The 21757-nt window shown below is 40.9% G+C and carries 18 protein-coding genes and 2 pseudogenes; 10 read left to right on the forward strand and 10 right to left on the reverse strand.

Annotation, left to right across the window (positions count from 1 at the left end; all coding sequences use genetic code 11):
• Nucleotides 1–28: 28 nt before the first annotated feature.
• Nucleotides 29–1126 carry an ISAs1-like element ISPsesp1 family transposase gene (locus P4S65_RS17950; RefSeq protein ID WP_096792602.1) on the reverse strand — a complete coding sequence of 366 codons (1098 nt, stop codon included), beginning with the start codon at nucleotides 1124–1126 and terminating at the stop codon, nucleotides 29–31.
• A gap of 162 nt (nucleotides 1127–1288) precedes the next feature.
• Here P4S65_RS17950 and P4S65_RS17955 point away from each other — a divergent pair, with 162 nt between their 5' ends.
• From P4S65_RS17955 to P4S65_RS17975, 5 genes are all read left to right on the forward strand, one after another.
• A complete protein-coding gene (locus P4S65_RS17955) occupies nucleotides 1289–1522 on the forward strand; it encodes a ribosomal protein L7/L12 (protein ID WP_182675012.1) in 234 nt (77 codons plus the stop codon).
• 317 nt (nucleotides 1523–1839) lie between these two features.
• Nucleotides 1840–3378 carry a glucan biosynthesis protein gene (locus P4S65_RS17960; RefSeq protein ID WP_337120783.1) on the forward strand — a complete coding sequence of 513 codons (1539 nt, stop codon included), beginning with the start codon at nucleotides 1840–1842 and terminating at the stop codon, nucleotides 3376–3378.
• 298 nt (nucleotides 3379–3676) lie between these two features.
• A complete protein-coding gene (locus P4S65_RS17965; RefSeq protein ID WP_337121192.1) occupies nucleotides 3677–3976 on the forward strand; it encodes a 2OG-Fe(II) oxygenase in 300 nt (99 codons plus the stop codon).
• Nucleotides 3970–4218: a DUF1272 domain-containing protein gene (locus tag P4S65_RS17970; protein WP_337120784.1), complete on the forward strand. Its 249-nt coding sequence runs from the start codon at nucleotides 3970–3972 to the stop codon at nucleotides 4216–4218. The genes P4S65_RS17965 and P4S65_RS17970 overlap by 7 nt, the downstream gene beginning before the upstream one ends.
• 43 nt (nucleotides 4219–4261) lie before the next feature.
• A complete protein-coding gene (locus P4S65_RS17975; protein WP_149603520.1) occupies nucleotides 4262–4564 on the forward strand; it encodes a hypothetical protein in 303 nt (100 codons plus the stop codon).
• A gap of 138 nt (nucleotides 4565–4702) precedes the next feature.
• Here P4S65_RS17975 and P4S65_RS17980 read toward each other — a convergent pair whose 3' ends face one another.
• The 7 genes from P4S65_RS17980 to P4S65_RS18010 all read right to left on the reverse strand — a co-directional run bounded on the left by P4S65_RS17980 (nucleotide 4703) and on the right by P4S65_RS18010 (nucleotide 12307).
• Nucleotides 4703–5986: an allantoate amidohydrolase gene (locus P4S65_RS17980; protein ID WP_337120785.1), complete on the reverse strand. Its 1284-nt coding sequence runs from the start codon at nucleotides 5984–5986 to the stop codon at nucleotides 4703–4705.
• Nucleotides 5987–5999: 13 nt separating this feature from the next.
• The gene (locus P4S65_RS17985; RefSeq protein ID WP_337120786.1) at nucleotides 6000–7229 is read right to left on the reverse strand and encodes a pyridoxal-phosphate-dependent aminotransferase family protein; all 1230 of its coding nucleotides are present in this window, start codon (nucleotides 7227–7229) and stop codon (nucleotides 6000–6002) included.
• Between the two features lie 3 nt (nucleotides 7230–7232).
• The gene (locus P4S65_RS17990; RefSeq protein WP_096794350.1) at nucleotides 7233–8057 is read right to left on the reverse strand and encodes a sulfite exporter TauE/SafE family protein; all 825 of its coding nucleotides are present in this window, start codon (nucleotides 8055–8057) and stop codon (nucleotides 7233–7235) included.
• Nucleotides 8045–9628 (reverse strand): gamma-glutamyltransferase family protein, encoded by a 1584-nt coding sequence (locus P4S65_RS17995; RefSeq protein ID WP_337120787.1) that lies wholly within the window; start codon nucleotides 9626–9628, stop codon nucleotides 8045–8047. The genes P4S65_RS17990 and P4S65_RS17995 overlap by 13 nt, the downstream gene beginning before the upstream one ends.
• Nucleotides 9625–10830 carry an amidase family protein gene (locus P4S65_RS18000; protein ID WP_096794352.1) on the reverse strand — a complete coding sequence of 402 codons (1206 nt, stop codon included), beginning with the start codon at nucleotides 10828–10830 and terminating at the stop codon, nucleotides 9625–9627. The genes P4S65_RS17995 and P4S65_RS18000 overlap by 4 nt, the downstream gene beginning before the upstream one ends.
• Nucleotides 10831–11167: 337 nt before the next feature.
• On the reverse strand, nucleotides 11168–11650 hold the full coding sequence (locus tag P4S65_RS18005) for a putative 4-hydroxy-4-methyl-2-oxoglutarate aldolase (protein ID WP_007378542.1): 483 nt from the start codon (nucleotides 11648–11650) through the stop codon (nucleotides 11168–11170).
• Nucleotides 11651–11653: 3 nt separating this feature from the next.
• A complete protein-coding gene (locus P4S65_RS18010; protein WP_004334664.1) occupies nucleotides 11654–12307 on the reverse strand; it encodes a TetR/AcrR family transcriptional regulator in 654 nt (217 codons plus the stop codon).
• A gap of 447 nt (nucleotides 12308–12754) precedes the next feature.
• On the opposite strand from P4S65_RS18010, the pseudogene yddG reads away from it, so the two are divergent.
• A pseudogene (gene yddG, locus P4S65_RS18015) lies at nucleotides 12755–13676 on the forward strand (aromatic amino acid DMT transporter YddG).
• 54 nt (nucleotides 13677–13730) lie between these two features.
• Here yddG and P4S65_RS18020 read toward each other — a convergent pair.
• Nucleotides 13731–14246, reverse strand: a complete 516-nt coding sequence (locus P4S65_RS18020) for an ankyrin repeat domain-containing protein (RefSeq protein WP_337120788.1) — start codon at nucleotides 14244–14246, stop codon at nucleotides 13731–13733.
• Nucleotides 14247–14345: 99 nt separating this feature from the next.
• Nucleotides 14346–15872, reverse strand: coding sequence for a catalase (locus P4S65_RS18025; protein WP_337120789.1), 1527 nt, complete (start codon nucleotides 15870–15872; stop codon nucleotides 14346–14348).
• 427 nt (nucleotides 15873–16299) lie between these two features.
• Here P4S65_RS18025 and P4S65_RS18030 point away from each other — a divergent pair.
• From P4S65_RS18030 to P4S65_RS18045, 4 genes and pseudogenes are all read left to right on the forward strand, one after another.
• Nucleotides 16300–16970, forward strand: a pseudogene (locus P4S65_RS18030) (HAD family hydrolase).
• Between the two features lie 374 nt (nucleotides 16971–17344).
• Complete coding sequence (locus P4S65_RS18035; protein ID WP_337120791.1) at nucleotides 17345–19066, forward strand: purine-cytosine permease family protein; 1722 nt, start codon at nucleotides 17345–17347, stop codon at nucleotides 19064–19066.
• Between the two features lie 47 nt (nucleotides 19067–19113).
• Entirely contained in the window at nucleotides 19114–20637 is a 1524-nt protein-coding gene (locus P4S65_RS18040; protein WP_096794357.1) for a mannitol dehydrogenase family protein, read from the forward strand.
• 2 nt (nucleotides 20638–20639) lie between these two features.
• Complete coding sequence (locus P4S65_RS18045) at nucleotides 20640–21557, forward strand: carbohydrate kinase family protein (protein ID WP_096794358.1); 918 nt, start codon at nucleotides 20640–20642, stop codon at nucleotides 21555–21557.
• The last annotated feature ends 200 nt before the right edge of the window (nucleotides 21558–21757 follow it).

Genomic DNA, 21757 nt, shown 5'->3' on the forward strand with positions numbered 1-21757 from the left:
AGGGCGCGAGCATACTTTGTTAAAAATGTTAACCAAAAAGAAGTTCTTCTCTAAAAGCATCATCATAACAAGCTCTTACACACTTACTTCTTATTGACCCCTTGCTTTTCGTATGCTGCTTTATCATGTTCCTAACGACGCGTCTAAATAGTGCCATATGTTGCGCACTTAATGGCTCATTTATTTGACAGGCATCTTCTTTAAATACGACATCCAGTATCCAGTGTTGCTGATTTTCTATCAGCCAATGTTGTCTTATTGCTTTACTTATCAATATATTGTCTGTCAACGATGTTAGGTAGTAATGTGTGTCAATACTCGTTCTATTACCCTTCGTTCGCTCTCGCTGCACCGCAACGATTGTCCTAACTGATGGCCAGCTCTCTTTAATTTCACTCGGTAATAAACGCGCATCAAGACAATCTATCGTGCGTACTTCTTTTCGCCCATGCCCTGCATCTTGTGTTACATGACTAAGTATCTCTGAGTTTTCAGATTCATACTGGTGTGTAAATGCATCTTGAATCGCGCTATAAAGTTTCTTTTGATTACCCTTTGCTTGCACTAGATAATCTGCATGTCTGCTAATTAGCTGTTTTAGCGTTTCTTTTTGGCAGTGCAAAGCATCAAGTGTAATGACGGTGTTATTGATATCGAGTATTTTCAATAAATCCCGAACTGCCGGTATTTCATTCGTCTTACTGCCAACTGTTTGGTGGAATAATGTGAGACCTGCCTCACAATCAAATGCTGAGACGAGGTGTAATTTATCAGCAATGTGTTTACTTGCTCCGCGAATAGTTTTGCCATCGAAGGCAATGACAGGATGCGCTGATTTAACGCGGTTTTGATTGACCCAGCTATACATCGCGAGTAGTAATGAGTCAGTATCAACGGTTCTAAAAATCCGAGCAATACTATGTCGAGTGGGTATGCCATTTTTGAAAGAACGAAATCCTCTTAACCAATTAAGCTTACTTTCGCCATAGACTTCAATATCTTGCCAGTTTTCACACCCTGATGTAACGGCAGTAATAATAAGAAAAAGCACATCAACTAAGTTATGGTGTTGATTTATATGTGAACGATTATCTTTGACGAGTTCTAAATGGGAGAAGAGTGACATAATAAGTTTAAGGTGATTAAATTTATGGTATTAGATCATAAAATTTGTTTATTTACAAAGTGTGATCCCGCCCTGTTAGCTATGGTTTGTTTATCAATAAAAACAAATAAAAAAATGAGTTAATCTACAGGCTCATTATTTTTTCGAACATCGAGGATATTTATGGAAATTGAATATATTTGGGGTGTTTTAGCGGTTATTGCAGTTTTATTTATATTAATATTTGGTAACTCAATACCTAAGCATGGCAGCGTAACTGAAGGTGATGTTATTGTTGCTTTAAAATCAGGTCATAAAGTTAGAGCAATAAAATATTATAGATCTGTTCATGGTGTAAGTTTGAAAGAAGCTAAAGATGCCATTGAAAAATTAACCTCAAAACATGCCCTGAAGTGAGGCCCAAGTAAAATTCAGCCATTAATTGCAAGTTTTAAAAGTGGTGAGCCTCTTTGTTTTCCACCACCTAGATACAACCCTTATCCATTTGAATACCAGCGATCTAATAATAAATTGCGCTGTCCCCACTTATTTTCACTTCAGCGATATCATTAAACGCGCCGCCCCTAAAAAATTAACTAAGAGTTAAATAACAATACTTTAGTAAACGCTAGTTCATATTACGTCACGTAATATCCATACAGAACTTTAAGTTAAACATACGTTCGTGCAGCGTTCCCATTTTTATTTGACTCAATTTATTGGACATTCTTTTTATGAAATTAAAGTTATTTATCGCAATTATTTTTAGCACTTCGATGTCGTCTTACGCGACAGAAGCAGTAGATAAAACGCAGTTTTCATTCGAAGACTTAAAAGCGCTGGCAAAAGCCTCAGCCGAAAAGCCCTATACAGAAACCAAGGTGCCAGCGCCGGAGTTAATCGATAAAATTACGTATGACGAACATTGGAAAATACGCTTTAAAGAAGATGAAACCTTATATCCAAGTGGAAAAAAGGCGCCCGTACAATTATTTTATCCTGGGCGATATTTTCCTGAGCCAGTAAGTATTTACATCAGAGACGATAAAAATCAGGTGCAAAATGTACCTTTTAGTAATGACGTTTTTGATATGCCTGATGACAGCCCAGCTTACGATCTCCCAGAAGGGTTTGGATTTGCAGGCTTTAGAATAATGCGCCCAGATATGAAACCAGATTGGATATCTTTTTTAGGCGCGTCTTATTTTCGTACCGACGGGCCAGACGGGCAATATGGTTTGTCGGCTCGAGGTATCGCGATTAATACGGGCATGAATCAACCAGAAGAATTTCCGCGCTTTTCTGCATTTTGGATTGGCCCTGCAGAGAAAAAAGGTGAAAGTGTGTCTGTTTGGGCATTGCTTGAAGGGCCTTCTATTACTGGTGCTTATCGATTTGGTTTAAGTAAAGATAACAAAGAAGCCAAAGGCCATATCACCTCAGTGAGCGCTAATTTGTATATGCGCGCCGATGTTAAACGCTTAGGCATAGCACCGTTAACCAGTATGTATTGGTACTCACAAAAAGATAAAACAGAAGCTAAAGATTGGCGCCCAGAAATTCACGATAGCGATGGCCTGGCGATTCACACAGGATCGGGTCAATACGTTTGGCGCCCGTTAAATAATCCTCAGTCGGTTTCGACCAATAGCTTTATTGATGAGAACCCAAAAGGGTTTGGTTTAATCCAAAGAGATCGTGACTTTAATAACTACCAAGACGACGGCGTATTTTATAATAAGCGTTCATCAGCGTGGATAAAACCTACTGACGATTGGGGCAAAGGCGCAGTTCAGTTAATCGAGATTCCAACAAAAGATGAAACGTTTGACAACATTGTTGCCTACTGGGTGCCCGAAAAAGAGGCGCGCAAAGGCGACGAGTTTACCTTTTCTTATGATATTGAGTGGCGTCCACTCGATCCAAAATCAAAAACGCTTGCAAGCGTTGTAAATACTCGCCAAGGCTTAGGCGGGATCCCCGGCCAGCCAATCCCTGAAGGCGTTAACAAAATGGTGATTGATTTTGAAGGTCCAGTATTTAAAGGCTTAGATAACAAAAGTGGTATAAAGCCGATTGTTGAAGCCAGCAATGGTGAAATACTAGAACCTATTGGAGTTTATCCGGTAGTTGGTACAAACCAATGGCGATTAGCGTTTGACTACAAACAAGCTAACAACAATCCGGTGAACATACGCGCGTATTTAGTTGATAAAAATGATGAAGCTATAACTGAAACATGGGTAACTGATGCAAAGGTAACGATTAAATAAGACCTTAAATAAGCATTAAAGTAAAACGGGTGGCTATATTTTGATTTTCTAGGTAATTATAGCCACCATAATGTCTTTTAAAACGCCAATCAAAACACCATTAAAACTCCCTTTTATATCCCACGTAAAATACAGTAAACGATTGAATCAAAATATGAACTCGGCTATGGTTTGTTTATCAATAAAAATAAAAAAACGAGTTAACTTACTGTTTGTTAGCTGTTTTGAGGGATTGTATGTTTTTTTGAGTAAATTATTTTGTTGGGAGCGAGGTAGGCAAAAATCAGGCTACGATAAAATGTTGATTTGTGGTGCTACGTGGCCAATTAAATTTGATACATATTTGCTTAAATTCCCACAAGGAAGTGAAATAGCACCACACACAGACAAAGTTGAATCTGGTAAACACTATCGATTGAATATAGTGCTTAAAAAAGCAGATTTGGGTGGTGAGTTTATTTGCAGTGATCCGATATTTGAAACAAAGCGGGTTAAGCTATTCCGGCCTGATGTAAGTGAGCATCAGGTATCAAAAGTTATAAAAGGTAATAGATATTTACTCAGTATTGGGTGGATAAGAAGGAGCTCTAAGTGTTAGATTTAAGACCTAATTGTGAATGTTGTGATAAGAATCTACCTGCACAGTCCACAGAGGCTTTTATTTGTTCATTTGAATGCACATTTTGTTCTGGCTGTGCTCAAACGGTATTAAATAACGTGTGCTCAAACTGCTCAGGTAATTTGGTGCAGCGACCAATTCGCCCTTTGGCTGCACTAAAAAATTACCCAGCATCGACTAAGCGGGTGCTAAAAGAAAGTGTTTGTGCGCCAAACACATAAAAACATAAAGTATAATAATTACATTTCTGGGTATGGAGGTCTGATGAGAAAATCCTTTGAATTTACTGTTAAGTCAATCAAAGTTAAAATAATTAACGCTTGGTTTAGTGGTGCTAAATTATATGTAAATGGTGACTTACGAGATACTGACAAAACTTTGTTCGCTTTTAGCAAGAATACTTTGCTATCTGCAAATTTAGGTGAGTTGGGTGTTCTAGAAATCAAGCCATTATCGGGGCTAATTACCGTTGAAATGGATGCATATTTGGTCAATGGTACAAACATTCAACATGTATATAGCTCACATAAACGCCTTAGCCTAAAAGAGCAAAGGGCAGCCCGATAAAGCTACTTTAAATAACGTATATTCCTATGTTTTCCTGCATTTACCTGCCTTCAGTAATAACCTCCAAATGACTTTGAGGAGGTTTAAGCCCCTAAGCATACCAAGTTAATATACTTGGTTTACTCGATTACCTTAAAATCACTCATACTCTTTCACGTAAAGTAAAAGCGCGCTGTACATTACACTGAGTGCCTTTGTTACATCGCTGTCGATAACTGCTTCTGCTGGGTGATGGCTTATACCGCCAGGGCTGCGTATAAATAACATGCCAACAGGGCAAATAGGAGCGATTGCCATTGCATCGTGCCCTGCGCCTGAGGCAAGTGAAGGCGATGCTTGGTTATTGAGTTTACATACGCTTGAAAACAAATGCTGAATAGTGGTGTCGCACGCTACGGCATCGGCGGCATGCGTCCATTGCCAATCAAGCGTTAAATTGCGTTTGCTTGCTATAGATTGTGCGCTGCTTTGTATGGCGCTTAATAAGTTAGCGAGATCTGTGTCGCTTTGTGCGCGTGCGTCTAGGCTTATGGTTGTTTTGCCTGCAATCACGTTTGTAGCCCCAGGGCGAGATTGTATTTGCCCTACGGTGGCAACTTCGCCATTTTTAGCATTACTTGCTAGTTTTTCAATTTCGGTTACTAATTCAGCGCAGCCTGCTAATGAATCCTGCCTCAAGTCCATTGGCGTTGTACCCGCATGACCGCTTTGCCCTGTTAGGGTAAGCATGGCGCGTTTTGCTCCTGCGATTGCAGTTACAACGCCTAGCGCCTGATTAACCGATTCGAGCACCGGGCCCTGTTCAATATGAGTTTCCCAGTAAGCTAGTAATTCGTTTTTATTAAGTGCAGCTTTTGCGTAGTCGTTAGGGTTTAGGCCAAAGTCGAGCATGGCTTGGCGCATAGTTATGCCGTTTGTGTCTTCAATGTTTAGCCACTGTGGGTCAAATTCGTTAGCGAGGGCTTTTGAGCCAATTAAAGTGGTGGCAAAGCGGGTGCCTTCTTCATCGCAAAAGCCCACTACATCTAAATGAAAGGGCAGGTCGAGCTTTAACTTATGTGCAAGCGCTGCAATTTCTATCCCCAGTAGTACACCTAAAATACCATCAAACGCACCTGCGTTTGGTACGGTGTCTAGGTGCGATCCTATAATTAAACGTTTAGCATGGGGGTTTGATGATTTTAGTCGTCCCCAAAGGTTGCCCACTTCGTCTTGCCACGATTGCATGCCCGCCTCAACCATCCATGATGCAGTAACGGCGTTACACTCTTTGTGCTCTTTTGATAAGTACACGCGGTGAATACCGCCTTGCATTTGCGATAGTGCGCTGAGAGTTTTACAGCGAGATAAAGCACGTGTTGCGTATTCATCAGCAAGTTCTTTATCTAATAAAGGGCTGTGTTGTGGGCTTACAATCGTCATGCTAAATCCTTTTTTATTTATAGTGAGCAAGGGCTGCAATGGCGGCTTCGCCTTTAGGGCCTTTGTAACCGTTGGCATGTAAGCAAGCGTCTAAACTTGCAAGTGTTTGTAGTACGGTATCTTTGCGGGCGTTGTAACCCATAGTGCCAATACGCCAAATTTTGCCATGCAGTGGCCCAAACGAGGTGCCAATTTCAATACCAAAATCGGTTAGCATTTGTCCGCGTACGTGGTCGGTATTAATGCCCTCGGGTATATAAACACCCAGTACGTTGTTCATTTTATGCCTTAAATCGCCAAATACGTTTAAGCCCAGCGCTTGAATGCCTGTTAGCATGGCATCGCCGTGTAATTTGTGGCGCGCTACGCAGTTATCTACGCCTTCTTCAATGACTATGCGGGCGCATTCTGAGGCGCAATACAACATGCTGGTGGCTTCGGTATGATGATTTAGGCGCTCCTCGCCCCAGTAATTCATTATCATGCCTAAATCAAAGTAGTTTGAGCGTACAAATGGCTCTGTGCCGTCGGTATGATCGGCAGTGCGAATACCTGCTTCTACTTTCTTACGTTTTTGGATCCACTCGGCGCATTTGTCACTGAGTGTTAAAGGTGCTGAACCAGACGGTCCGCCTAAACATTTTTGCAGACCAACCGAAAGTGCATCGAGTTTCCATTCATCGGCAGGAAGTTCGTTACCCACAATGGATGCGGTGGCATCGCAATAAAATAGTACATCGTGCTTTTGGCAAATATCGCCAATATGCTCAAGAGGTTGGTTCATGGTGGTCGATGTATCGCCTTGTACCATGGCAAGCACATGGGGTTTTACATCAACAATGGCTTTTTCGATTTGTTCAGGGGTAAATACTTCGCCCCACGGTACTTCTATTGTGTGCACCTTTGCGCCAACGCGTTCTGCAATTTCAGCCAGTAAATGCCCAAAACGCCCCATAATTGGCACCAATACTTTATCGCCTGGGCGCAAAATAGAGCACAGTACGGCTTCAATCCCAGCGCGCGATGTGCCATCTATTAGCATGGTCCATTCGTTTTTTGTTTTAAAAATTTCGCGGTAACGTGCCATGGTTTCGTTCATAAAACCGGTCATTACTGGATCGTATTGACCTATAAGCTGCGCCGACATAGCACGTAAAACACGAGGGTCGGCATTAATTGGGCCTGGTCCCATTAATAAACGCTGTGGTGGGTTTAAGGTTTGAACTTGCGTGTTATTAAACATATTTTAGGCTCCCAGAGTCTGAATAAGCATGCGTACGCCGGTTATCATTAAGACAACGGCAAAGGCGCGTTTTAGTTGTTTTTGATCCAGTTTGCTACCAATCTTTACGCCAATAGGCGCAAATAAAATAGTCAGCGGAATAATAAGAAAAAAGGCAGGGAGGTTTACCAATCCCCAAGTACCAAGGGGAGCATCGGTTGGCGTTGTGCCAATACTTAATAAGGTAATAACGCCAGGTAGCGCAATCAATAAACCAAAAACGGCTGCAGTACCTACTGCAACATGGGCGCGTACATTAAATGCGTTTAGCATAGGTACGCCAATAGTGCCGCCACCTATGCCAATCATTACCGACAAACCACCTACAATACTTGCCATAACGCCTTGACCAAATTTACCTGGCAGTTGCTTTACAAGCGCGGGTGCGCCGGCTCTAAATAACATGTTTAAACTGACTAAAATAGCAATACAGGCAAACATAAGTACCAGTGCATTACCGCGTATTGAGTGCGCTAAGTAGCTGCCTACAACGGCCATAACTAAAATAAATGGTGCCCAGTATTTTATTAGCGCAAGGTCAATATTCCCTTTGCTATGATGCGAGCGAATAGATGAAAGCGAAGTAGGTACTATGGTTGCAAGTGATGTAGCGGTGGCTATCATCATTGCCGACTCTGGGCTTACGCCAAAACCTTGCAGTAAAAAATACAGCACAGGGACGATAACAATACCGCCGCCTACACCAAAAAGTCCTGCTAAAATACCGGCAAAAATACCGGTTGCTATTAAGGCTACTATAATTGGCCATTGATTTATTATTTCTGACATTGTGTTCCTGCTGTAGTTACTGTTGCACGTCCATCTGAACGAGGATCTGTTGCAGCTTCAAGGCTTGTAGGTGTATCTAAAATCGCCCCAGCGTGCCCCATCATTTCGTTATTATTATCAACGCTTACCCAATCGTGGTCACGTTGATTTAATTCATGTTCTATATGAAAAACTAACCCTTTTTCAATTTTTAAATTTGTACTTGTATCGCCCCATGTGCGTCCAAGTAACCAACGAGGGTCGCTAATTGCTTGTTTTATTGATTTATTTCGCCACGCGTAGCCTGCAAAAACAGCGGCTTGAGTTTGTGGCTGCCCTTCACCGCCCATTGTTCCGTAAGCAAGTCGACGACCATCGCTAAACTTTGCCATTGCTGGGTTAAGTGTATGAGCGGGCTTTTTATTTGGAGCAAGGGCGTTGGTATCTTGATTGTTTAAACTAAAGCTTAAACCACGGTTATTCCACACAAAGCCGCCTTCACTCATTAATATTCCGCTGCCAAATTCCCAGTAAATACTTTGAATAAAGCTGACTAATTGCCCGTTTTTATCTCTGGCTGCCATCCACACAGTATCGCCAGGCTCTGCGTTAAATGGCCATTTTTTGGCTTTACTCATATCAATATTATTAGCAAGTTCGCTTAAGCGATTATCGGTTAGTGCGTTTTTATAATCATCCCCTAACACATCAGGGTCAGCCCAAAGGGTAGGGCGATGCGTAAAGCTTTGCTTAGTTGCCTCAACAATTAAGTGCGTCCAGTCGGCATCGGTTTTAGCTAAATGCTTTAACTTATTTACGGAACCAATTATTTGTAGTGAATGCACGCCCTGTGTTGGCGCGGGTAAGTTGTAGCAATCAATACCACTGAGGTTTGCATTTAGCGCAGTAACTACCTCGGCTTTAGTATTTGCAATGTCACCTGCTGTAATTGAGCTGCCTGCTTTTGCTAAGTCGGCGGCAAATGAGTTGGCAAGTGCGCCTTCATAAAATACGTTTAAACCATGCTTTGCTAGGTATTCAAACGTTGCTGCAAGTTTAGGGTTTTTAAAATGCTGGCCTGCTTGTAAGGGCTTGCCATTGGGTATGAAGAGGTTTTTAAATGCGTCATTGGTATTGTTAGCAGCGGCTAGTTTTTCGCAGCCTGCTTGCAAGCTTTTTGTTACGGTAAAGCCCTCGCGCGCAAGCTCAATAGCGGGTGCTAAAATTTTTGACAGTGGTAGTGCTGCATGCTCATCTAGTTCAAGCGCTTTTTGCCAGCCGCGTATTGTGCCCGCTTGAGTCAGTGCGCTTAATCCGCCGCGCTCTGGTATTTGTGTGAGCGAGTTATAGGGCGTTGTATTAGTTGCTGCGCGGCCGCAGGCGTCAATAGCGGTAGGCGTTTTTTGGTTTGGGTTATCGATAAGCCAAAAGCTGTCGCCACCAATTGAGTTCATATGTGGATATACAACGCTAATCGCAGCGGCAGCCGCTACCATAGCCTCGGTAGCTGTACCGCCTTGTTTTAGTATATTTATACCCGCCTCAGTGGCCGAAAAATGAGATGCGGTAAATGCAATGTTGTGTGTGGTCATGCCGTTGTGCCTTGTTTAAAGTGTGCAGCTAGGTGCTTAACGCAAGCAAGTAGGCTTTTATCGTTACCGTGGCTCATCATTAATGAAAAACCATACGGATGATCATTTGCTAAATCAGCCAGCGGTAAATGCACTTGCGCTGAGCCACTAAGCCCTGCAATTGCCGAAAGCGTAATAATTTGCATGCGTAAGGCGCTTGTGTCGGCGCCTAATTTAGGTGCGGTTGTGGGTGTGGTTGGCAAAAATAAACAGCTGTTTGTATTTAGGTTTTTAGCTATTAGTGTTTGCCATTGGGTTTGTACTTTTAGTGCTTCTTGTTCTTCTTGATCAGTTAGGGCAAGCGCCATATTAAAACGTGCCGCAATTGCTGGCGCAAACTGGGGAAGTTGCCCCTGCAATTGAAGCCAATCTTTATGCGTTTTTGCGATTGCTCGCCCTTGCAGTATTCTAAAACTATCAGCCAGTTCGTTTAATAAGCTGCTGTTAGGTAGTTCAAATTCTTTATGGTGTTTAAAATTAGGCTTGGTTTTTTCAAGCAATTTTTTAAGTGGGGCTTGTAAAGCAGGGTCAACGAGTTCAAATAACGGCTCGCAAATAACTAAGGTATCAACGTTATTAATAGCTTGATTTGGTAACAGTACATTACCTACATCGCTTAATAGCTCGGCGCTTTGGGTAAGCCAACCTATGGTATCAAAAGGCGGAGCCAACGGTATTAGGCCGTCTTTTTCAACCACGTTATGGCTTGGCCTTATGCCATATAAACCACAATAGCTGGCGGGTATTCTAATTGAGCCGCCAGTGTCGGTGCCTAAGCCAATATCAGCTAAGTTTGCAGCAACGGATGCAGCAGACCCCATACTCGAACCACCGCAGGCATGCCCTTTTAATTTAGGATTTTGCGCAGCGCCATAATGTATATTATTACCCTCTAAGCTATAAGCCAGTTCGTCTGTGTGGGTAAAGCCTATAAAGTTACAACCAGCGGTCATGAGCTTAGTAACCGAGCTTGCCGTATTTTGAGCCGGTTTAGCTGTTTTAAACCAGTGTGGGTTGCTTGCGCTGTTACGCTCGCCCTTTACTGCAAATACATCTTTTACAGCTAAGCGATTGTTTGCAAGTAGACCAGATTGGTTTGTTTGCCACAGGGTAGGACCATGGTCACAAAAAATACCGGTCGTATTATTATTTTTGGTACTCATATCACCACTCGTTATAAAAAATCTGACCAAGCAGTTCAGATTTAGAGTGATTAAAAAGACGGATTAATTTTTATTATTTTTCAGCTCACTGCGTAACATCTTGTTTTTATTTTACAGAGCCTGATCCGCTTTTTAATCGTTTAGCTTATTATATTGTTTAAAACCTAAGCAAGAGGAATGCCATAAATTAAAATCTTGTCCAACTGGTCAGGTTTTATTGGGTTGTATGAGGTTTGTAAATGTGGGCTGTAGAAATAGTGAGATTAAAATGAGCTAAAACAAACCAACTTGGTGCGTAGGTGCACCAAGTTGGTCTCTATTTATATGGTTTTGAGTGCTAAATAAGGGGCGTTTTACTGATGATTAAACCGTTAATATCGGCGTAAACCCAATCGTTAGGTTCAATAGTGGTGCTAAGCATGGTAACAGCTTGGTTTTTATCACCAAAGCCGCGCTTTAAGGTACTACGCGGTGTAGAGCCTAGCGCCATTACAGGTAAGTTCATCGTGGCAAGTATCTCAATATCTCGGCAACAGCCATTTATTATTACGCCTTCCCAGCCATTATTTAGGGCACGCTCAGCCATAATATCGCCTATAAACGCAAAGCGTTTGCTCGCAAACCCGTTTATAACTAACACTTTACCTTTACCATTTTCATGCAATATATCGGCGGCAAAAGAGTTGTCTTCTGGGCAGGTAACGGTAACTACTTTGCCATAAAACGTGGTTTTTTTACCAAAGTGGTAAAGGCCGCTGTCTGCTACTTGCACGTTATCGCGATGATCGTCAAATAAATCGGGTGTAGTAAAGGATGTCATGGGTTAAGTCTCACTTTGCTCAGGTATTTTAAGACCAATACCTTTTAAAATTATGTGGGCAATTGATTGCGTAATTTGTGCCACATCGGTTTCGTCGTACTCTAATTTGTTCATTACGAGTAAAACCTCAGCCTGAAAGTCGGCGTAATATTGCGTGGTAGACCAAATAGTAAAGAGCAAATGGTAGGGATCAACCTTATCCATTTTATCTGCGTCCATCCATGCTTGAAGTACATCAACCTTTTGTTTAACCCAAGGGCGGGTATTGGTTCTAAAGTAGTTTTGTAAATAGGGTGCACCGCGCAGTATTTCACTGGCAAATAAGCGAGATTGCATTGGCTGATTTACGGCCAGTATTACTTTGCTTTTAATATAGTTATAAAGCACGGTAGCTGGATCGTCGTTAATTGTGACGTTATCAAGCCCTAAGTTCCAATTAGCTATTATGCGGTCAATCACAGACTCGTACAGACCATCCTTACTTTTAAAGTAATACAAAATATTAGCTTTTGGCACCTGCGCTTCTTTAGCAACCATGCTCATACTTGCTCCGTCGTAACCTAATTGCGAAAACAATTGCTCGGCGGCATCTAAAATTAGTTTTTGGTTTTTCTCGCGTGTGACTTCTTTTTTATTTGGCTTTATTTGTGTGGTCATTATAAAGTTTGCGTGTTTAACGTATTGATTGATTGTAGCTTTACTGACCAAAAGGTCAATTACTAAAAAGGGTGAATGCTAAAAACAAACGAGAGGTTTAAGCTATTAACTTTAGGGTCTGTTGATCTTTGCGGATTAAAATTTGTTCAAACTAGGGGCTATTTAATCGCGGCGCGAGATTTGTAACCTAGTGGGCTAAGTAAAAACCGAGCAACAAAGAGTAAGTAGCCCCTAGGAAGAACCCTTTGGGCAGCGCCTGTTTGGCATTAATGCTACGTTATCGCCCATTAATGGGGAATAACCACACTATATAGGCTCTGCCTTGCCTAAATACCAAACAGGCTGCTGCAAATTTAACCTTGAAAGAACAACAGACCCTTATTGTTTAATTAAATAATTACTGTTAGTTTAGTTTCAAATTTACGAGTAGTACTTTTAGGTTGGTAAATGGACTTTATAAGCAAAAATAAATATACACTATATGGAGTTGCTGCAATATTACTGTGGAGTTGCTTAGTTGCATTACTACGGGATATTTCTGAGTTGTTTAGCCCCATTGGTGGTGCTGCGGCTATGTATTCTGTCAGTGCGATATTTTTAATTTTGGTTATGGGAGTGCCCAAGTTTAGTGGGTTTTCGAAACGTTACTTGGGAGTAGGTACTTTATTATTTGTATCGTACGAAATTTGTTTGGCGCTTTCTATTGGTATGGCAAATAGCCGTCATCAGGCAATGGAAATGGCGGTTATTAATTATTTATGGCCCACGCTGACTATATTGCTCTCTATTATTATTGTTCGTAAAACAGTAAGTTACTGGGTTTACCCAAGCATGATCATTGCTTTTTTAGGCGTTGCTTGGTGTATTACGGGCGATCAAAAAATGTCACTCGATACGCTTGTTACTAACTTTGCTGATAATCCTGCTACTTACTTAATGGCATTAGCTGCAGCGTTTATATGGGCTATTTATTGCGTAGTAACGCAAAAGCTGAGTAATGGTAAAAATGCCATTACGTTATTTTTTGCTGTTACGGCAATGAGTTTAGTGGGCGCAATATGGTTTTAGTAATGAAGCGCCATTAACGTTTTCACTGGGCTCAAGCATAACATTGCTATTAGCTGGTGTAGTCGTGGGGAGCGGTTATGCACTGTGGAATCAAGCTATTATTGGCGGTAACTTAATGCTTTTGGGAACGCTTTCGTACTTTACACCGGTGTTTTCTACTATTATTTCGGCGTTGTATTTATCTATTACGCTGAGTGCTTCGTTTTGGCAAGGGGTTGTGCTGGTAACAGTGGGCTCGCTAATTTGCTACTTTGTAACGCGAGAAAAGCCTAAACAACCTCAAATAGCGTCTGCAACATAAGACTAATTATTAAAAATAAGCCCTATTATTTTAGGGCTTTTTGTTGCGAGCAGATTATTTTGCATTATTTACCTGCGCTAGTAACTCTATAACTTTTTGTTGACCAAATGTTTGTGCAAATTGCTCGGCTGTTTGACCGGCTTTGTTTTGATGCGCGTTGTCGCAATCAAGTGATACGAGCGTTTTAGCGATACTAAATTCACCTCTAAAAATAGCGGCCATTAGCGCTGTGTTGCCACGGTTATCTTCTAAACAGGCATTGGCACCTAAGTGTAAAAGCGTGTTAACCGTGTTTTTATTACCGTGATAAGTGGCAATCATTAACGCGGTGTAGCCTTTGTTGTTGTAGCTGTCGATAGGAATACCAGCATCTACAAATTGCTCTATTACAGCTGTGTCGTTTGTGCGTGCTGCGGCAAAGTAATAAGCAAATAAGCTATCGTATTGAGTTTTTGCAGAATGTTGGTTTTCAACTTGCGTACTGGGTGTTTGTGTATCTGACGTATTTTGAGCGTAAACGCTACTGGTAAAGCTCAGAAATAGAGCGACTATAATTAATAAATTACGCATAACCATTGCCTCTTATAAAAGAGGAAGGGGTTTATTCCTTCCTCATGGTTGTGGTTTAAATAGCTATTTAGTTGGGACTAATTGCTTTTAACTAGTTGCTTATAAGTTAGCTGCTAGTTGTTTAACCATTTTAAGGTCGCCGTTTACAGCTTTAGTTAAGCGTGTACCGTACTCACTATCAGCTTTGTAAAAGTGGCTAAGCATTTTGTGTTTAACACTGCTGTTTTGCACTTTGCCTAAATCGCCTGCTAGGTTATTAATTAGGTTTGTACGTTCTTGCTTGCTAAAACCACGGTATATAACACCTGCTTGCGCGAAGTTTTGCTGCTTTTTAATCGCAGCTTGTTGTACAAAGCCTTTTAGCTCTGTGTTACTTCTACGTGCAATTGGGTTTTCAGCTACGTTTTCTTGGCTTGGCTGGTAGTTCACATTGCTTGTAGTGTTACCAATATTCATTGCGCCGTCTTGGTTGTAGTTAACCACTTCAACTTTTGCACGGTTAATTGGCAGTTGCTGGTGGTTAGCACCCAGGCGGTACATTTGTGTATCAGCGTAAGAAAACATACGACCTTGTAATAGTCTGTCTTCTGATGGCTCAATACCTGGAATAATGTTTGCCGGTGCCATTGCTACTTGTTCTGTAGACTGGAAGAAGTTAGTTGGCATACGGTTTAGGGTCATTGTTCCTACTTTAGTTTCTTTAATGTCTAACCACATTTTTGTTGCATCTAATGGGTTGTAATCAAAATCATCAAGCTGCGACGGATCAAGCGTTTTAATGTACAGATCCCACTTAGGGAAGTTGCCTTTACCAATTTCGCTGTAAAGGTCGCGTGTTAAGTGTTGGAAGTCTTGGCTTTGCACTTTAGCTACTTCTTTTGCGTCAAGGTTATCAATACCTTGTTGGCTTACCCAATGAAACTTAACGTATTTAACATCACCCGATTTATTAATCATTTTGTATGCATGTACACCCCAACCATCCATTTTACGAAGACTTGCTGGTGTACCGTAGTCGCTGTAAACCCACGTTAGCATTTGTGTAGAACCTGGTTCATACGAGAAAAAATCAAAAAAGCGATTAGGATCTTGAATGTTATCAACCGGAGATGGTTTTAAAGAGTGAACCATGTCTGGAAATTTGATTGCATCGCGAATAAAGAACACAGGTAAATTATTACCTACTAAATCCCAGTTACCTTGGTCTGTGTAAAACTTAGTTGCAAAGCCACGTGGATCGCGCAGTGTTTCTGGGCTGCCTTTTGAGTGAATTACTGATGAAAAACGAACAAATACGTCTGTTTCTTTACCAGCTTGTGCAAACGGTGCTGCAATTGTTAAATCATCTAGCTCTTTTGATGCTACAAACACACCGTGTGCGCCAGTACCACGAGCATGCACAACACGCTCAGGAATACGCTCACGTGCAAAGCGTTGCAGTTTTTGAATTAGTTGCACGTCTTCTAGTAATACACTGCCGCGCTCGCCAGCAGTCATTGAATTTTGGTTGTCGCCAACAGCCGCGCCGTTATCTTTAGTAAGAGTTGTTGCTGCGCTTGCCGGTAATGCTATTGCAAGTGCCAGTGCAGTGAGTGTTAATTTTGTTTTGTTTATTTGAGTATTCATTGTCGACCTCATCTATTTAAAAGTGCCGGCAGTGGTGCAGGCTGTTAATCTGTTAACGATAGTATTAATTTTATTAACTTCGGTAAAACTGATTAATTAGATTGATGTGATTTGTAAAACAGATGAAATGAATTTGCAGATACACTTTTTACATTAATGTAATTTTTTTACTACGACCTTAGTCACAATATGCTTTTATAAAATTTATTAAATACAAAGGTGTTTAGTTTTATCTGGCGGTATTTTCACCACGTTAGTGCGTTTTATACTTACAGCGTGTTGACATATTCGCGCAATAAAGGGAATATGCCCAATCTGTGGGCTTATGCCCATGGTTGGGTTGTACTAAAAAGTTGCACAATATTAATCGCGCTTAACTCGTTATGCTTAAATTAGCTAAACCAAACAGTTTGAATAAGGTGACAAGATGAATACTAATATTGAGCTAGTGATATTTGATTGTGATGGCGTTGTTATTGATAGCGAAATTTTAAGCGCACAAGTACTCATTAATATGCTTGTTGAAAAAGGCGTTGAGATTGACCGCGCTTATGTACAGCAACACTTTTTAGGCTGCAACTTTAAAACAGTAAGCCAAAAAATAGCGGATGCATTTAATGTCACTCTTCCTGAAAGCTTTGAAGGTGACTACCGCGAGGCACTGTTAAACGAATTTGAAACCGGACTAACCACGACTGACGGTATAAAAGACGTACTTAACAATTTAGCTGTGCCTATTTGTATAGCTACTAGCAGCAGCCCAGCACGCACCGCAAAAGCGTTGAGCGTAGTGAGCTTAAGCAAGTACTTTAGCGATACGGTTTTTACCAGCAGCGAAGTTAAGCGTGGCAAACCAGCCCCCGATTTATTTTTACATGCAGCTAAACAAATGGGTGTAAAGCCAGAGCATTGCTTAGTAATTGAAGACAGTAAAGCAGGCGTAAACGCAGGAATTGACGCCAATATGCAAGTACTGCATTACAGCGGTGGGCAACATATGCAAGGCTCTGTTAATCATGTACACAGTGCTTACCCAAATGTTGATCATTTAACGCATTGGCAAGATTTTTTAGTGCATACCCTGCACTTAAAAAGTAGTAAACACGCGGCTTTTTAAATCAACAAAGTTTTAAACGTGATTTGCTCGCCTATACACTGACAGGCAAGCAAACGCAAAATATAAATGTAGATGGTTTTGCTTTACTAAAAATAAAACAAAACATGGCAAAACATCATGCGTTTATAAGCCAAATTATAAAAGGCAAAGTATTTAGGTACTATACCAATCTGCTTGAATATGGGGTTTATTTAACGATAAGAAAATTGCACTGTAACTAGGCAAAAATTTTTATATCTAGTTGTTCTAAATATAAAATTTTTAACGACGTTATGGGGTAATTTAACTCGTTAAATTATTCAAATAGTTATGCAGATTGGTATCAAATATTTTGCTGTTAACAATAGGAAATACCATGGCAACGAGTCCACACACACAAACATTTAAAGATGTAAACGAAGAGCAACTTCCTGTTGCTAATAATAAGCTTCACGGCTGGAAGCATTTTGCAGGGCTATACGCTGGCGAACATGTTGCGGCTACTGAATTTGTTATTGGTGCAACGTTTGTTGCATTAGGCGCTTCAACCATCGACATTCTACTTGGTTTATTAATAGGTAACCTGTTAGCAATGTGTTCTTGGTGGCTGATTACTGCACCCATTGCAGTAGAAACCCGCTTAAGTTTATATAACTACTTAAACAAAATTGCTGGTAACTCAATGACCAAGCTCTATAACTGGGCTAACGTGGTTATTTTTAGTGTTATATCGGCCGCTATGATCACGGTATCCTCCACCGCCGTGCGGTTTTTGTTTGATATACCTGCGCAACTTGATTGGTATCCAAATAGCTTTTGGTTTGTAGCCATTGTTTTAGCTGTTGGATCTATTGTTGTATTTGTTGCGATGTATGGCTTTTCTACGGTTGCTGACTTTTCAAAGCTGTGTGCGCCGTGGCTATTTGTTATATTTATTGCAGGCTCGTTCGCGTTATTCCCTGAGCTTTCAAATCATGTATTAGGTTCTACCTCTTTAAGTAGCTTTAGCGACTTTATGACCATAGGCGACTCCTCCATATGGACGGGCACCAACGCCGATGGTGAAAAGGGCATTGGCCTATTAGAAGTGATTGGCTTTGCATGGGCTGCTAACTCAATTACTCATTTTGGTTTAATCGACATGGCTATTTTTAGATTTGCTAAACGCAAAAGCTATGGCTTGTTTTCTGGTGTGGGCATGTTTTTTGGTCATTACTTAGCGTGGATCTCTGCCGGTATTATGGGCGCAGGTGTTGCGGTATTACTTAAAACAACTATTTCATCACTTGATCCGGGCGATGTTGCATACCATGCATTAGGTTGGACTGGTTTTGTTATTGTAATTATTGCCGGTTGGACTACAGCTAACGCAAACCTTTACCGTGCAGGCCTTGCAGCACAATCTATATTTGTTAATCAATCACGTGAACGCACCACCGCTATTGTAGGTGTTGTAACCGTAATTATTGCGTGTTTCCCATTTGTATTTTCTCAAATGCTTCCGCTACTTACCTACGCAGGCTTATTAGTTGTACCAGTAGGCGGCATTGTGTTTGCTGAGCATGTGTTATTTCCTAAAATTGGCCTAACACGTTACTGGGCTAAATATAAAAATATTACCCGCAGCGTACCGGCTATAGCATCTTGGGCGTTAGCACTTGTGTTTGGCTTTGGCTTAAACGCAATTGATGTAATGTCGTTTTACTACTTGTTTATTCCTACATGGATTTTCACCATTGTTGTTTACACGCTTTTAGCTAAAAAATACGGCGCTGGTGACGATTACACACAAGAGATTGAAGCAGAAGAGCAAGAGCAACGTGATATTAAAGAATATCAAGCTGCTGAGGCTAAAGACATTCCAAAGCCAGTAATTGACAGCTCTGTATTTACAAAAGTACTTAACGCGGTTTCTACGGTTTCACTGGTTATTATTTTTATATTTGCCAGCCAAGTGATGTTTTTCAGTGAAACTATGAATATGTACAGCGCTAATAAATCGCAGTTCGAAATAGCCTGTTTTATTTGTACTGTTATTTATTTTGTTACTGCGTACTGGTCGTTAAAACGCCATAAAGTACTCAATACAGCATCGTAATACAGTATCGTAATTTATATTTTATCTTTGTTTAGTAAGGTCGCACCATGACGCAACATCAACACACTGACGCTCTAGTTACAGGGCTAAACCAACAAAGCTTGGCTCAATTACCAAGCCATGTTGATACACCAACCTACGACCGTAGCGCAGTTAAAGCCGGTATTGTACATATTGGTGTGGGCGGTTTTCATCGTGCTCACCAAGCAGTGTATGTTAACGAGCTTTTAAAAACTCCGGGCTCTGAGCAATGGGGTATATGTGGTGTTGGCCTTTTAGAGGGTAACCGTGGTCTGCGTGATATTTTAAAGCAGCAAGATTACCTTTACACGCTTACGGTTAGACACCCAGACGGTACAATAGATAACAAAGTAATTGGCTCAATGATCGACTTTTTGTTTGCTCCAGAGGACAAACAAGCGGTAATTAATAAGCTAGCGCACAGCGATACTAAAATTGTGTCGCTTACTATTACCGAAGGCGGTTACAACTTTAACCCTGCAACGGGCGAGTTTGACACCAGTAATCCAGATATTATTAACGACATTAATAACCCAAACGACCCAATTACAGCGTTTGGCTACATTACTGCTGCGTTAAAATTGCGTAAAGAGCAAGGCCTAGGCGCGTTTACAGTACAGTCGTGCGATAACATTCAGCACAACGGTAACGTAACACGCAAAATGCTTTTAGCCTTTGCTACAGAGCAAGACAAAAACCTAAGTGAGTGGATTGAGCAAAACGTATCGTTTCCAAATGCGATGGTTGACCGTATTACTCCGGTATCTAAAAAGAGTGATATTGATTACGTGGTTGATGCATATGGTGTTAGCGACGAGTGGCCAATTACCTGTGAGTCGTTTACACAATGGGTAATAGAGGACACATTTAGTGACTCTCGCCCAAATTGGGACGTTGTTGGTGCACAGTTTGTTACTGATGTAACGCCTTATGAAACCATGAAAATACGCTTACTTAATGCAGGGCATTCTGTACTTGGTTTATTAGGTTCAATCCATGGCTATGGCACTATTGACGAAACGGTATCGGATGAATTATTTACCACATACCTACGTGCTTTTATGGATAAAGAAGTAACCCCAAATCTTGAACCACTTGAAGGCATTGACCTTGAAAGCTACAAAGATACGTTAATAGAGCGTTTTGCTAATCCTAATATTAAAGACAGCCTAGCGCGTATCTGTAGTGAAAGCTCAGCTAAACTGCCTAAGTTTTTAATTGCCACAATTAACGAAAACCTAGTACAAGGTCGAGATGTATCACTGGCAACGCTTGTTATTGCTACTTGGTGTTTATACAGCGATAAAGGTTTAAGTGAAAACGGCGAGCAGCTTGAAATTCAAGATGCGATGCACAAAGAGCTTAATTCTTACGCGCAAGAGACTCAAACTAGCCCGATTGCATTTTTAAAGTTAACGAGCTTGTTTGGTAAGCTTGAGCATAACGAAACGTTTACTGCTGAATATAAAAAGTCGATTGCTGCGCTGTATGCACCTAATAGTAAAGTTAAAGCCATTATGAAAAACGTACTTGAGCAAAAGAGTAACTAATTATGAGCATTTTAATTAATCATAAATCAAGCGAAAACGTAAGTGTTAGCTGTTTTGGCGAAGTGCTGTGGGATTGTTTTGATTCAGGTAAACGCTTAGGTGGCGCGCCACTTAATATGTGTGTGCGTATTAACTCACTTGGCATTAAAGCCGACATGATCAGCGCTGTTGGTAACGACGAGTTAGGCGCTGAGTTACTAGGCGAAATTACTAGCAAGGGCGTAAGCTGCGAGTACATTGCTATTAACAGTGATAAAAAAACTAGCACGGTTGAGGTAACACTCGACAATGGTGGCTCTGCAAGTTATGAAATAGTGGCAGATACTGCGTGGGATAATATAGCGCTTACCGATGAGTTACTTAGTAAAGTTAAAAGTAGCGATGTATTTGTATTTGGCAGCCTAATTGGGCGAAGCGAAGCGTCTTTAGCAACGTTAAATCAACTCGTTGATGTAGCAAATTTTAAAGTATTTGACGTAAATCTACGTGCGCCGCATTACAAGTTAGAAACACTTGTAGATTTAATGAATAAAGCAGACTTTATTAAGTTAAACGATGAAGAGCTATACGAAATAGCAAAAGCGATGGGTTGTAAGTTTCATTCGCTTGAACAAAATTTAGCGTTTATAGCACAGCAAACAAATACCGATTACTTATGTGTAACCAAAGGTAGCCACGGTGCTTTATTAACAATCAAAGGCGATAATTTTTATAATTCAGGTTATTTAATTAGCGTAATTGACACTGTTGGCGCAGGGGATTCGTTTTTAGGTTCGTTAATTTATCAGCTTTGTAGCAACGACGACGCGCAATATGCCGTAGACTTTGCATGTGCCGTTGGAGCAATGGTCGCCGAAAGTTCTGGCGCAACACCTACTTTAACGCATCAACAAATTAGTGAGTTTATGAACCCACTTTAAAAAACATTGTGTGTGAAAGCGGTTATAACGTAAAAGTTTAACCGCTTTTTTTGTGCCCAAAATAAGACGCGTGTAATAAATATTCAATGTGGAACGTTAAGTGTGCAGGTTGCGTAAATAGTGGCTTATATCGATTATTGTATTAGCTAAACGTCTTATTGTTTGAGGGTTGAAGCTTTGTTATTGTTCGTCGATTATTC

The organism is Pseudoalteromonas sp. B131b, assembly GCF_037162545.1.
Classification (GTDB): Bacteria; Pseudomonadota; Gammaproteobacteria; order Enterobacterales; family Alteromonadaceae; genus Pseudoalteromonas; species Pseudoalteromonas fuliginea.